12 protein-coding genes are annotated in these 13,551 nt (G+C 43.0%); 6 read left to right on the plus strand and 6 right to left on the minus strand.

The annotated features are described in order from the left end of the window. Positions 1-71 precede the first annotated feature (71 nt). The 6 genes from CLHUN_RS18480 to CLHUN_RS18505 all read right to left on the minus strand — a co-directional run bounded on the left by CLHUN_RS18480 (position 72) and on the right by CLHUN_RS18505 (position 5,701). Complete coding sequence (locus CLHUN_RS18480; RefSeq protein WP_080066108.1) at positions 72-308, minus strand: hypothetical protein; 237 nt, start codon at positions 306-308, stop codon at positions 72-74. A gap of 118 nt (positions 309-426) precedes the next feature. Continuing rightward, a complete protein-coding gene (locus CLHUN_RS18485) occupies positions 427-1,461 on the minus strand; it encodes an NAD-dependent epimerase/dehydratase family protein (RefSeq protein ID WP_080066109.1) in 1,035 nt (344 codons plus the stop codon). A gap of 125 nt (positions 1,462-1,586) precedes the next feature. Beyond that, positions 1,587-2,627, minus strand: a complete 1,041-nt coding sequence (locus tag CLHUN_RS18490; RefSeq protein WP_080066110.1) for an alpha-ketoacid dehydrogenase subunit beta — start codon at positions 2,625-2,627, stop codon at positions 1,587-1,589. A 35-nt stretch (positions 2,628-2,662) separates the two neighbouring features. Then, positions 2,663-3,631 (minus strand): thiamine pyrophosphate-dependent dehydrogenase E1 component subunit alpha, encoded by a 969-nt coding sequence (locus tag CLHUN_RS18495; RefSeq protein ID WP_242656560.1) that lies wholly within the window; start codon positions 3,629-3,631, stop codon positions 2,663-2,665. Between the two features lie 70 nt (positions 3,632-3,701). Beyond that, positions 3,702-4,613, minus strand: a complete 912-nt coding sequence (locus CLHUN_RS18500) for an O-fucosyltransferase family protein (RefSeq protein ID WP_080066111.1) — start codon at positions 4,611-4,613, stop codon at positions 3,702-3,704. A gap of 14 nt (positions 4,614-4,627) precedes the next feature. Beyond that, positions 4,628-5,701: a mannose-1-phosphate guanylyltransferase gene (locus CLHUN_RS18505; protein WP_080066144.1), complete on the minus strand. Its 1,074-nt coding sequence runs from the start codon at positions 5,699-5,701 to the stop codon at positions 4,628-4,630. 192 nt (positions 5,702-5,893) lie between these two features. Here CLHUN_RS18505 and CLHUN_RS18510 point away from each other — a divergent pair, with 192 nt between their 5' ends. The 6 genes from CLHUN_RS18510 to CLHUN_RS18535 all read left to right on the plus strand — a co-directional run bounded on the left by CLHUN_RS18510 (position 5,894) and on the right by CLHUN_RS18535 (position 13,411). Continuing rightward, entirely contained in the window at positions 5,894-6,958 is a 1,065-nt protein-coding gene (locus tag CLHUN_RS18510; protein WP_080066112.1) for a histidine kinase, read from the plus strand. A 135-nt stretch (positions 6,959-7,093) separates the two neighbouring features. After that, positions 7,094-7,714: a response regulator gene (locus CLHUN_RS18515; protein WP_080066113.1), complete on the plus strand. Its 621-nt coding sequence runs from the start codon at positions 7,094-7,096 to the stop codon at positions 7,712-7,714. A 152-nt stretch (positions 7,715-7,866) separates the two neighbouring features. Next, a complete protein-coding gene (locus CLHUN_RS18520) occupies positions 7,867-8,208 on the plus strand; it encodes an EamA family transporter (protein ID WP_080066114.1) in 342 nt (113 codons plus the stop codon). A gap of 353 nt (positions 8,209-8,561) precedes the next feature. Continuing rightward, a complete protein-coding gene (gene leuS / locus CLHUN_RS18525; RefSeq protein WP_080066115.1) occupies positions 8,562-11,006 on the plus strand; it encodes a leucine--tRNA ligase in 2,445 nt (814 codons plus the stop codon). A gap of 199 nt (positions 11,007-11,205) precedes the next feature. Beyond that, positions 11,206-11,772, plus strand: a complete 567-nt coding sequence (locus tag CLHUN_RS18530) for an accessory gene regulator B family protein (protein WP_080066116.1) — start codon at positions 11,206-11,208, stop codon at positions 11,770-11,772. A 343-nt stretch (positions 11,773-12,115) separates the two neighbouring features. After that, the gene (locus CLHUN_RS18535; RefSeq protein ID WP_242656559.1) at positions 12,116-13,411 is read left to right on the plus strand and encodes a sensor histidine kinase; all 1,296 of its coding nucleotides are present in this window, start codon (positions 12,116-12,118) and stop codon (positions 13,409-13,411) included. The last annotated feature ends 140 nt before the right edge of the window (positions 13,412-13,551 follow it).

Genomic DNA, 13,551 nt, shown 5'->3' on the forward strand with positions numbered 1-13,551 from the left:
TCATGATATTTTATGTAATCCATAATTGATTGGTGAATATTTTTTCTCCGGCAACCCGGGTTATCTATAATTTACATATTATATATGGCATCCATGAGCTTATATATCTGATAGCCCGCTATTCCCAACAGGGCAAGCAGGATGATCAGAGCATATATTCCCCATGCCGTATGAGTATTGAAAGGATTTATTTTCTTCCTTTCCTCTTCGAACATCCTCTTGCTTTTTTCTCTCAGGTCCCACCAGTTATATATGCAAAAGCACATAAATAAAAGCATGACAAATAAGCCGCCTATCAATTTACCCATAAAAAGCCTCCTGTTGACATATAATCAATTCTCATCACCGTATACTGATATTTTACAATATATCTCAATAGCAGTATACGCAACAGCAGAAATTTTTACTGAAAATCAAGAGGATTTTCTATAGCACAGTGCTATTCCACTCAATGGTACGCCTGAGCCCCTCACTGACAGGTTTGAAGTCATGCAATCCGAACTCGGCACAAATCTTCGTTATATCCAGTTCCACATGCTGCGGAGATATTTTCACTTTTTCAGCATTTGTCTGCAGGAAATTCTCCGCCGAAAGCCTGCTTCCTGTTATGGCGCATATCTCCTCCGCCAGTTGCCTGATTGATATGCTTTCTTTTCCTCCCACATTATAAACCAGCTCTGTACCGTACACCAGTATGTTCATCAGCATTAATGCGCAGTCCGCTATATAGCAGAAGGTTCTGATTTTGCTGCCGCTGTCCAGCATGGTTATTTCCCTTGTGGCAAGTGCCTGCCGTATGAACTGTGCCAGTACACGTTCGTCATTGGCAGTGACTCCAGGACCATAGGTCATGGATATTCTTGCAATTTTTGCATTCACTCCTTCATAGTCTCTATATGCATAGCAAAGAGTTTCCCCCATTCTCTTGGCCTCAGAATATATGGCCCGGATATTGACGGTTGAGCACAGCCCCGGAAATTCCTCCGGTGTAGGTATGTTTTCCTCATCCGGCTCACCATATATTTCCGAAGAGCTCATGAACAGAAATGCCGCATTATCCGCCCGGGCCTTTTTCAGCAGCAGCTCGGTGACCAAGGTATTCAGGTGTATTGTATCCAGATAGTTTCTCAGAAACTTTCCGGGCTGTGCATAGGTTGCGCCGTGAACTATATAATCGGCTTTCTGAAAAAGCCCAAGTATCCCCGGTGTGTTCAAGTCCACAGAGTGGAATTTGTACCTTTTCTCGAAAAGCTCGCTCAAGGCCTTGTTGGGAAGCCCTCTGCTGACGGCCTCAATGTCGATGCCTGCATTTGTCTCCATATTTGCAAAGTGCAGCATATAAATCAGATAAGTACCAATAAGACCATTTGCCCCTGTTATCAGAACAGTCTTTCCCTTCAGAGGCGATAGATCTATTCGGGATATATATTCCCTGCAGTCCTGTTCAATATATTCGTCCAAAATATGTACCTCCTTTACTGTCATAGCTCATATTGCCGGTACCTGACGTATACCGGCAGAACTGCAGCATCCTGGAGCAGGAGCAGGCGCAAGCCCGCCCCGCCCCGGAAAAACACGGTAGCTCTTTACTTTAAAAGCTCCCGAACTGCATTGCATATTGTCTCAGCATCAGGATAATATGCCTTTTCCAGAACATCACTGGTAGGTGTGGGAGTATCCGGGCAGCATACTCTGGTAATCGGCTTTTTCAAATGGTCCAGAGCCTTTTCCGCAACAATGGCTGCTATCTCCGAGGCTGCTCCCCCTGTTTTTGCACCCGTATCACTTATTATGAGCCTGCCGGTTTTGGCAAGGGACTCAATAATAATGTCCTCATCTATGGGTTTTATTGTCCTCAGATCTATGACTTCAACGGAAATATTCTCAGTCTCAAGCTTTTGTGCGGCCTTCAGAGCCTCTATGACCATATAGGAAATTGCTGCGATTGTTACATCACTGCCTTTTCTCCTTACCACCCCTTTCCCAAACGGAATGGAATACAGCGTGTCCGGGACCTTGCCCATTGTCTTATACAACCACCTGTGCTCTACAAACAGCACAGGATTATTGTCAATTATACTGGAAACCAATAGTCCCTTGGCATCATAGGGTGTGGCAGGTACAGCGATCTTAAGCCCAGGCACATTCATAAGCATTCCCTGTATGCACTGTGAATGTTGGGCGCCGGACCCCCAGCCCCTGGCGCTGATTGTCCGGACGACCAAGGGTACGCTAACCTCTCCGCCGGTCATATAGCTCCACTTTGATGCGTGATTTACCAACTGGTCAAAGGATAGAAGCAAAAAATCCATGCGAGCGTGCACCAGAATCGGCCTCAAGCCCGCCATGGCTGCGCCGGCAGCTATACCTGTAAGTGAATTTTCAGCTATGGGTGTGTCAAACACACGATGTCCGCCATATTTTTCATGCAGGCCCCTGGTTGTGCCAAAGACCCCGGCTATGTCATCAATACCCTCACCCATGACAAATACTCGGGAATCCCTTTCCAGGGATTGATCCAATGCCTCATAAAGGGCATCCTTGTACGATATTACCCGTCCGGACTGGTCTTCATCCTCTATTATGAATTTATCCTGTTTTTCAACCTCAACTGTAGTCCAGGGCATTTTAAATACCTCCTGTTTCCGACTTAAACTTCCAGTTACCTGGCATATACAAAATCCATCAGCTCCCTGGCCTCCGGTTTTGGAGATTTCACTGCAAAATCAAACGCCTCATTTACCATACTGTCAATCTCGCTGTTTATAGTATTTTCATTGGCTTTATTCAGCAGTCCTATATCATACAGGTAATTTGCATACCATCTGATAGGGCACCTTGACAGCCAATAGTCATATTCTTCCTGCGCTCTCTGCCCCTCCCCAACATCGTTTACCGTTCCGATATGCCCTTTCCACCTGTAAGTCATGCACTCCAGAAAGGTGGGCCCCTCTCCCGCTCTGCACCTGTCTATGGCATTGCCGGAATACTCCGTTACTTTTACAACATCATTTCCGTCTATCTGGTAGCTTGGCATGCCATAGCCTTCCGCCCATCTGTAAATATTGTCCTTTGGATGTCTCGAGGTATGGTGTGAATTAATTGCATATTCGTTATTCTCACAAATATAAACAACCGGCAGCTTCTTCAGGGCTGCAAAATTCAGGCTCTCGTGAAATGTCCCTTCATCCACGGCGCCATCCCCGAAAAATACCGCTGTCACCTTCCCATCGCCGGCAATCTTTGAAGCCAGGGCCGCTCCTGTACCAATGGGAATACTGCCGCCCACAATAGCCGTAGAACCAAGAATTCCCACCTCAGGGGCCAGGAGATGCATGGACCCCCCTCTTCCAAAGGAGCAGCCCGTTTTTCTCAGGTACAATTCGGCAATCATTTTCTTAATATCCCCGCCTTTGGCTATATATTGGGCGTGACTTCTATGAGTTCCGAAAACATAGTCCTCCCTGTCCAGGTTTATACACACTCCTGCTGAAACAGCCTCTTGTCCGATAGATAAGTGTATGGGCGTTTTCATCTCATCCTTTTTATATTCACTGTCTATTTTTAATTCCACTTTTCTGATGGATAGCATGATTCTATATAAATCCAGCAATTTGTCTCTATCAAGCACCAAAATACCACTTCCGTTTCATAAAAATTAAGTGCATTATCCATTATCAAATGCAGCCTGAAGTTCTGCATTAATACAAAAGCTTAAGCCTGCCGGTATCCCAATCCGCCAGTTCACTTACTGCCATGGATACGTTGGAATAACCGTTGCCTATAAAATAGTCGCATTTTGCAGCAAGCCAGGTATCCTTTATTATCTCAAGGCCTTTTCTGGCCCTGTGCTCATATTCCTGGAAATGGGCTCCCGGCCCATCTGTCAGCACTCTGCCGCACTCGGTACTTATGACAATACCCGGGTAAAGCTCCCTGTACAGGCTCAAAATATCCCTGCAATCTGTCATAAGAAACAACCTTGCGTCAGGATACAGCTCCAGCAGCTTAGCTATCTCTTCGGGATACCTCCTGTTAAGAACCGGGAGCCCGGCGACCTCGATGATTTTATCACTTCCCCTGATATGGGCTGCAATAACCTTCCTGCCTCTCATGTATGAGTTATAGAACTCACTTATCTCGTCCAGTACAAGAGGTTGAAGCCGTATATACTTTTTGAGCATTGAGCTGTACAGATATCTTGCAATATATCCGTAGAACGGATATTTCTCTATACAGTGCATCATGTCTCCGGCCTCCATAAAGGTATCTTGCACTACTACACTTGCCCGGCTGTTTACCATGGCCTCAAGGCTTACATCCATGTTGTGGCACAAGTTTTCCTCCCGCAGGTTATCATGCCTCCATACGGAAGGAAAATAGGTAAAATCGGGATTTGAGATGTCCTCGATAGTATATTCTGATACCGGTTGGAAAAATTGTTCAAAGGTATCCAGGTTTTCATCAATACTGTACATACAGTTTTTTCCCCAGTATATTACAGGTATCCTTTTTGTTATTTCGGCAAAGTATAATTGCGTCAATACATGGTGCATATCATACCAAAACCCGTTTCCTGTGGATTTGATCAATAAAAATCTGCCGGTCTCCATGCTGCTCCTCCCCGCTACAACAGATCCTGATATCCCTTTTCCTTGAGCAGTTCTACAAGGCCTTTCACTTCCTGGGCTCTGTCACGTGGACATACGATGATTGCGTCCTTTGTGCTTACCACAATCAGGTTATCAATTCCTATGGTCGTAACAAGAGCATCCTCACTGAATATTATTGAATTACTTGTATCCATGCCCAGATGCCTTCCGCTGACCATATTCCCGTCGGCATCAGCCTTGCCGGTTTTTGCCAGAGAGTCTATGCTCCCTATATCATCCCAGTCAAACTCGCCTTTAATTACATAGATACAGTCTGTTTTTTCCAGCACCCCATTGTCAAAGGATATATTTTGTATTTTATTATATGCATCATTCAAATATCTGTTACCTGTGGGTAATTTTGAATGCTTAACTGCATGGCTGATATTTTCATCATGCTCGGGCAGGTATTTTTTCACGCTATTCATTATTGCGTCCATGCTTCCTACCAGAATTCCGCCATTCCAAAGAAATTCCCCGGATTCAAAAAACTTCCTGGCATTATCAATATCCGGCTTTTCTATAAACTTTTGAACTATTAATATCCGCTCGTCATCACCTTTTTCACTGTCCACCTGTATATATCCATACCCTGTTGCAGGATAGGAAGGAGTAATCCCCACGATTACAAGGGCTTTGGTCTTTTCTGCCGCATCATAGGCTCTCTCCAGGGCTTCCTTATACTTTTCCCGGTCATTGACATAACCATCTGCCGGAACAAAGCAGATCAGACCTTCTCCAAATCTTTTTTTCAAAGTCATGGTTGCAAACTCTATACATGCGGCTGTATTTTTTTTAAAAGGCTCCAGAATGATGTTCTCACCGGGAATCAGATTTTTTACTGTATTGCGAGTGATGTTTTTTAGGCGTTTATCGGTAACAATAAAGCAATGGTCAGCAGGGACAGTCTGAAGCAAGCGTTCAACGGTCTTTACCAGCATGCAACTGCCATTGTCAACATTAACGAACTGCTTTGGCCTCGTTTCCCGAGATATTGGCCACAATCTGGTACCTGAGCCTCCTGCCATTATAACTGCGAATCTTTCCATTTCCATCAATCTCCAAAAATAATGTTTTTAATCTATTTTATGTGAATTGGCAAACCGAGGTTCATGTAATTTTACATTTATGTAAACTCTCCTTCCGGCAAATTGCCGAACCTGTTGTGAAAAGCAAAAATGCCTGATAAAATATTCGTATGAATTTCCGGACAGTTTTTGGGACGGGGGATGCGGGATAATATGATTGAACTGGTTGATAAAATACTTATATTTTTGTCTTGTCTGATACTGTTGATTATTGATGCAGGTTACGGCCTGAGTGTTGTCCCTGTTATAACAGCTCTGACCCTTTCAGCCCTTAACACCTACTTTGATACAAAGGCAATGAGGATTCTCTCTGCCCTGGGCTATACTGCTCTGTGCCAATTTGCTCCTCAATTTCTGGTTTTTCTGCCCCTGGTTTGCTATGATATTTTTGTGACAGTGGAGCAGCCCATTGCACTTATTGCGCTTGTTCCGCTTATTACGCATTTTTCGAAGGACTCAAATACCGTCTTTCTCGTATTAGCCATACTCGCAGCCTTTTCATATCTGCTCAGGCTGCGGACCCTTAACCTTAAAAATACAAGGCTGCAGTACATGCTTTTGCGCGATACCTCCAAAGAGAAATCCCTGCTTTTGGAAAAGAAGAACAATGAATTGATGGAAAAGCAGGATTATGAAATCAATATGGCTACTCTTAATGAAAGAAACCGGATTTCCATGGAAATCCACGACAATGTGGGGCACCTGCTCTCCCGCTGTCTGCTTCAGTTGGGGGCCTTGATGACCATAAACAAGGACTTGAGCCTCAGCGAGAATCTATCCTCCATAAAAAACACCCTGTCCCAGGCAATGGACAGTATCAGGACAAGCGTGCACAATCTCCATGACCAGTCTCTTGATCTGTATTCCTCCATAAAGGGCCTGACGGATAATTTTGAATTTTGCCGGATTCATTTGGATTATGATATAAACGGTACTATGGGCAAAAAGTTGAAATACTGCTTTATAACAATTGTCAAGGAAGCCCTTTCCAACATCCTAAGGCACTCCAATGCCACGGAAGTCTCTGTTTCCCTCATAGAGCATCCGGCCCTGTACCAGCTTATTGTACAGGATAACGGAAAAGTCACCGGCTACAATATTGAAAATGGTATCGGCCTCAGCAATATTTCAGAGCGGGTGCGGAATTTCAACGGAAATATGCATATAAATATAGAAAACGGCTTTAAGATATTTATTTCAATACCAAAAGAGAATTAACCTGCAAGTATGGCAGATTGGAGCCTGGCGTGAAAGATACATGTGGCAGGTCAACGTGGATTTCACGCAGCGAAAGCCACTACGTGTCTTTCATTACTGTTTGTGTACGCGCTATGCGCGTAGATGGGAGATAATATGAATATTTTGATAGTTGATGATGACAGGCTTGTCTGTGTCTCATTAAAAACAATATTGGAAGCCGATCCTGAAATCTCGGTTACAGGTACAGGAAATAACGGACAGCAGGCAATAGAGCTGTACCGCCGGCACAAGCCCGACATCCTGCTCATGGATATAAGAATGGATACCATGACAGGCCTGGATGCAGGAGAGATACTTTTAAAGGAGTACCCGGCCGCCCGTATTCTGTATCTTACAACTTTTTCAGATGATGCCTATATTGTAAGAGCGCTCAAAATCGGAGCCAAGGGCTACCTGTTGAAGCAAAATTTTGAAAGTATCATCCCTGCGTTAAAAGCAGTTTATACAGGACAGCGGGTTTTCGGAGATGAAATAATTACAAAACTGCCTGCCCTTATTCATGGGGGCGGTTCCCCAGGCTTTTCAAACTATGACCTTACTGAAAAGGAGACTGAGCTTCTGGTGCATATATCGGAGGGCCTAAGCAACAGGGAGATATCCGAAGCTATGTTTCTTAGCGAAGGCACGGTGAGAAACTACATCAGCATTTTGCTGGAAAAGCTGAACTTAAGAGACAGAACACAACTGGCGGTTTTCTATTATAAGAACAGGTAAAGGCCGGCTTATTCCTGTCTCAGATCCATACACCCTTGTATAGCCGGAGGAAGCTCCGGGGAATACTATCCTTGAATATCAAGCCCTTATGTATTTATACCGGTTAATAAGATAATTGTTATAAAAGCAAAGGATAAATTAAGGATTCAATCATGCCTGTAAAATATATAGTTTTGACAATCTTAAACTCTGCCATAACGATTTCCGGCCAAGTGCTCTGGAAGCTGGCAGTGATGAAAACCGCAGGATATAATTATAAACTTTTAATAAACCCTCTTATAATTTCTGGAGTTTTGGCCTATGGCCTGTCAACAGCGCTCTGGCTTTTTATCCTGTCCAAAGTCCCATTTTCTGTTGCATATGCCATGACGAGCACCACCTATCTCTTCAGCCTTTTTGCAGGGTACTATATATTTAATGAAGCTATTACGCTGACCAAAGTGGCAGGAGTGGTATTTATACTGGCAGGAGTTATTTTTTTTACCCGGACATAGGCAGTATGCAGCCTGCGTAATACCAGTTGAAAATATTTGTCATATATGATACTCTAGTATAGATTTTAAAATACACAGGCCATGAAGCGGAATAGTAAAGGTAAATGCTCCTACAGAGAGTTGTACAGCGCAGTTGCGGTGGTGAAAGTACAGCAGGCAGCACACTTTGAACTCGCCGTGGAGCCGCTGCTAAAAACAGCCGTATATCTACGTTACAGATATCAAGTGGGCTTTGTCTTCAAGGATTGGGCCAACGAGAGTGGTACCGCGGATTAACCCGTCTCTTTATCAGAGACGGGTTTTATAAATTTTACCTACAAAGGCTATAATTATTTTCAAAAGGAGTTGATTAAATGCCATACTCAGCAGATATAGATAGAAAGTGGCAAAAAAAGTGGGCAGATACGGATATTTACAGATTCAATCCCGAAAACATCGACAAAAAGCTTTACTGCCTTGAAATGTTTTCATACCCCTCAGGAGCAAATTTGCACGTTGGGCATTGGTATAACTACGGCCTCACAGATTCCTGGGCCAGAATGAAAAGAATGCAGGGCTACGAGGTATTTCATCCCATGGGATTTGATGCTTTTGGCCTTCCCGCCGAAAACTATGCCATAAAAACAGGCATACATCCCCAGGATTCTACTTTGAAAAACATTGAAACCATGGAAGGCCAGCTCAAGGAAATGGGCGCGACCTTTGACTGGAACTATGAAATAAAGACCTGCATGCCTGATTACTATAAATGGACACAGTGGCTCTTTCTCCAGTTATATAAATCCGGACTGGCCTACAGAAAAAATGCACCGGTTAACTGGTGCCCCAAGTGCAACACGGTGCTGGCCAACGAACAGGTTGTAGACGGAGCCTGTGAACGGTGTGACACAGAAGTGACAAAAAGAGACTTGACCCAGTGGTTTTTTAAGATCACCGAGTATGCCCAGGAGCTGCTGGACAAGCTGGATACCATCGACTGGCCCGAGAAGACAAAGAAAATACAGACAAACTGGATAGGCCGTTCAGAGGGAGCTGAAATTTCCTTCAAGGTAGCAGGCCAAGATTTAGAATTCCAGGTATTTACCACAAGAGCGGACACTCTCTACGGCGTGACCTATGTTGTACTGGCGCCGGAAAACCCAATTGTGGATAATATTACCGCTGCCGATAACAGAGCGGCAGTTGAAAACTACATCCGGGAAACAAAGAAGCAGACAGAAATTGAAAGACTTTCAACTGTAAAGGAAAAAACCGGTGTATTTACCGGCGCCTATGCAATTCACCCCATAACAGGCGAGCAGGTTCCCATATGGATTGCGGATTATGTCCTGGCAAGCTATGGTACAGGATGTGTCATGGCAGTTCCTTCACATGACGAGCGCGACTATGACTTTGCCAAAAAATACAGCCTCGACATAAGGAGAGTTATCAGGAGTGCAGACGGCTCCGAGGATGAGCTGCCTTACTGTGAATACGGAGTACTGGTAAACAGTGCCGAGTTCGACGGCATGGCATCAGCGGACGGAAAGCTTGCAATAGTGAAGAAACTGGAGGCCAATGGCAAAGGCAGCCTGAAAATCAACTATAGGCTCAGAGACTGGCTTGTATCACGACAGAGGTACTGGGGCTCACCAATTCCCGTTGTTTACTGTGAGCACTGCGGAGAGGTAGCCGTACCAGAAGAAAATCTTCCTGTTCTTCTGCCCTATGATGTTGAATTTGCTCCCGACGGAGAATCCCCGCTCAAGAAAAGCGCGGAATTCATGAATACTACCTGTCCCAAGTGCGGAGGCCCGGCGCAAAGAGATCCAGATACCCTGGACACCTTTGTATGCTCTTCCTTCTATTACTTGAGATATGCCGATAATAAAAACAACGAAAAATGCTTTGACACAGACTGGATCAACAAGCTCCTACCCGTTGACAAATACGTGGGCGGAGCGGAGCATGCGGCAATGCATCTGCTCTATGCGCGATTCATAACCAAGGCCCTGCGGGATCTTGGGCATCTGAACTTCGACGAACCCTTCCTCTCCCTGGTGCACCAGGGAACCATCCTGGGCCCAGACGGCAACAGGATGAGCAAGTCAAAAGGAAATACCATTTCTCCCGATGTGTACGTGAGAAAGTATGGTTCGGATATATTCAGAATGTACCTTGGTTTCGGCTTCAACTATGTTGACGGCGGCCCATGGAGCGATGACGGTATAAAGGCTATTTCAAGGTTCACTTCCAGAATTGAACGTCTGGCTGAAAGCCTGCAGGAGCAGAAGGCAAAACCGGCTAGAACTGATATGGATAAGGATGACAAGGAACTCAACTTCGTAAGGCATACAGCAATAAAAGGTGCCTCCCAGGATACCGACCGCTTCCAGTTCAACACTGCCATATCACGTTGTATGGAGCTTGTAAATGCGTTATATAAGTATGATGCTGAGGTTAAAACTAAGAACATCAAGCTGTTTGAGGAAACCATCCTGGATTTGGTGAAGCTTGTAGCTCCTTTTGCACCGCATTTTGCAGAGGAAATGTGGGAACAGTTGGGCTATGAGTATTCCGTATTCAATCAAAAATGGCCTGAGTTTGATGAAAAGGCTCTGGTTCGTGATACCATTGAGGTGGCTGTTCAGATTAACGGAACAGTAAGAGGCAAGATTGAGATATCCGCCACTGCCGATAACAGCGAAGCTGAAAACGCTGCCCTGGCCGATGAAAAAATCCGTCAGTTCCTTGATGGAAAAGAAGTTAAAAAGGTGATTGTCGTCAAAGGCAGACTTGTGAATATAGTAGCAAAATAACCACTGAAAAAATAAATATGATATAAATAGTCGGAGATGTAACATCCGGCTATTTTTTTACGTTATATTTATAGAAAGAAATAGAAGAAAATTTTTTTGAGCTGATAAATAATGGACAGGCATAAACTTTTCAGTTTATTTCACTTATTATGCATAATGTGGTAATATTTTTATATAGTCATGTAAAAAGGAGGCCTTTATGGAAATAACCTTTTACAGAAAACTGGCTGACAGGGTCGCCGAGTCAGTTATAAACAGCCACGAATACTCCGAATCCGAAGCAAAAAGAATCAGGTATGGGCTGGTATGCATATTTTCGGACTTATATAAATTTATCCTTATGTTTGTGTGCTTTTCTCTGTTTTCGGCTACCAGGGAATTTTTGCTGGCTTTTCTGGCCGTCCTTTTGCTCCGACCTGTTTTAGGAGGATATCATGCCAAAAGTGAGGTGACATGTATCTTCGTTTCCTTTGCAACCATGCTTGCAAGTGTTGTGGCGGGAAAAAGCAATCTGCTCCCCTCCTATCTGCAAATTGCACTGCTTTTTCTGCTGCCCCTGGTGTGTATCCTGATTGCTCCTGTCAGAACCAGAAAGGTTATAGAAAAGAAGCTCAAGTATAAAATACTGGGGGCATTACTCACCACCGCCTTGTTGCTGCTTGACTATTTCCTGATACAGGATCAGATTCTTCAGGTGTCTGTAATTATTATATATTTTCTGTCAATTTATCAGCTAATAAAAAACAAAAAACACCAAAGAATATAAGATATTTTAATAAATTTTAAAATTTTATTGACTTTTTTGTAAAAAAGAGGGATTATTTAATTAGTGTATTGATGAAAGGAGTGATTCAATTGAAAAGAAAACTGCTTAGGTCAATCGGGTTATGTTCCTTACTTATTACTGGCTTAGTTTCTGGCGCAGCTAAATTCTGGTTCTACTTTGAGCCTAACGAGTAGTAATAACAATTTGTTTCAAATCACAGAAAACCCTTTAATACTTTAATATATGTACTTTAGCATATGGTATTTTAGGGTTTTTTGCTATATCCCGGGAGGTGGCTGTTCTGTATACTGCAAGTGAAATAATTTTTACGGCAATTGAAGGCTTGATAGTAATTATTACCTTCTCACTGATATCAAATCATACCGACTATCTTGTAAAGAATTTTTTCAGGACTCTTTTATTTACAGTTGTATATACCTCATATTCCTACCTGATTCCTTTGTTCATTCCACTTGGAGTTCATAGCGTTCTGATTTTTTTCATAACCGTCCTGATAATAAATTACCTGTTTAAAGAGAGACTGATGCTAAGCTTCATCCGCATTCTGCCTATTTTTATAGCAATGTCAATAATAGAAGTGTTAATATCTCTTGCGGGTATGCTTATTTATAACATACCAATTGAAACTTTGCTGCAAAACGACCTTTATGTATTTATTTGCAGTATAATCGCCAAAACTGTTGAAATAGCCATCTTGTTCCTTTTGAAAAAGTCTCCTATCAATAGTACCTGGCTGAACGACGACAGCATATTTCATTCCCGCTATAAGCAAATACTGATAGGCATTGCTACTATTCTGTTTTTTATAACTTGTGCCAATGTGTTTTTCACAAATAATCCTCAGTTGATGTATAACTTCAACATATTTTCTTACGTTATTTACATTATTCTGATGCTGGCAATGATTTCGGCTTTCCGTGAGGGTTCCAAGCTGGAGCTGCTGCAATATGCCAACGAAATGCAGAAGGAGAACATACAGCAGCTCATTGACTTTAACGAAATGGTTGCAAAGGAACGTCACGAATATAAAAACCATCTTAACACCATTTACGGCTTATGCACTCTTAACAAGCTGGACACAAACGAAAGAATCAAGCAATATATAAACAATTATGCAAACAACAGTTCTACGAAAAATATATTTATTGACTCAGGCAATGATTTTGTAGACGCCATTATCAATGTCAAATACAATAGTGCCATCCGGAAGGGCATCGAGTTGAGAGTGGATTTCGGTGAACCACTGCTGGTCGCCAATATCCGGGAGGATGTGGCAGTGACCATAATCTCCAATATCATTGAAAATGCCTTTGAGGCAATGAGCAGTTTTGAACGGGAAAACAAATATGTCCTCCTGAAAACTTATATTCATGGAGACAAATACTTTATTCCCATTTCCAATAATGGGCCTGCCATCCTCGAATCTGAAAAAACAAGAATTTTTAATGCAGGCTATTCAACAAAGGACAACCCTTCCAAGACAAGAGGCTTTGGCCTCAGCATCGTGAAAAATGAAGTTGCCCGCTGTAATGGAGATATCAGAATTACCAGCATCGAGGAAATAACAGAATTTCTCATATCCTTTGAAGCAAAGCCTTCGCAGGCAGAAGTAGTTTAAGTCCTGAATTATATTTCCGGGGTATCCGCACATCTTCTGGCCGTATCTTATTTGGCATACCCTTGTTTCAGTATGCTTTCTTTCCAAATGTTCTTTACTTTACAGCATATCAATTTATGGTAATTGATATGAAAATTGGT

Source organism: Ruminiclostridium hungatei (assembly GCF_002051585.1).
Classification (GTDB): domain Bacteria; phylum Bacillota; class Clostridia; order Acetivibrionales; family DSM-1351; genus Ruminiclostridium; species Ruminiclostridium hungatei.

Bases quoted from the DNA above. Each gene is read 5' to 3' on its own strand.
- CLHUN_RS18480 (WP_080066108.1), bottom strand. From the start codon at position 308: ATGGGTAAATTGATAGGCGGCTTATTTGTCATGCTTTTATTTATGTGC.
- CLHUN_RS18490 (WP_080066110.1), bottom strand. From the start codon at position 2,627: ATGCCCTGGACTACAGTTGAGGTTGAAAAACAGGATAAATTCATAATA.
- CLHUN_RS18500 (WP_080066111.1), bottom strand. From the start codon at position 4,613: ATGGAGACCGGCAGATTTTTATTGATCAAATCCACAGGAAACGGGTTT.
- CLHUN_RS18505 (WP_080066144.1), bottom strand. From the start codon at position 5,701: ATGGAAAGATTCGCAGTTATAATGGCAGGAGGCTCAGGTACCAGATTG.
- CLHUN_RS18510 (WP_080066112.1), top strand. From the start codon at position 5,894: ATGATTGAACTGGTTGATAAAATACTTATATTTTTGTCTTGTCTGATA.
- CLHUN_RS18515 (WP_080066113.1), top strand. From the start codon at position 7,094: ATGAATATTTTGATAGTTGATGATGACAGGCTTGTCTGTGTCTCATTA.
- CLHUN_RS18520 (WP_080066114.1), top strand. From the start codon at position 7,867: ATGCCTGTAAAATATATAGTTTTGACAATCTTAAACTCTGCCATAACG.
- leuS (WP_080066115.1), top strand. From the start codon at position 8,562: ATGCCATACTCAGCAGATATAGATAGAAAGTGGCAAAAAAAGTGGGCA.
- CLHUN_RS18530 (WP_080066116.1), top strand. From the start codon at position 11,206: ATGGAAATAACCTTTTACAGAAAACTGGCTGACAGGGTCGCCGAGTCA.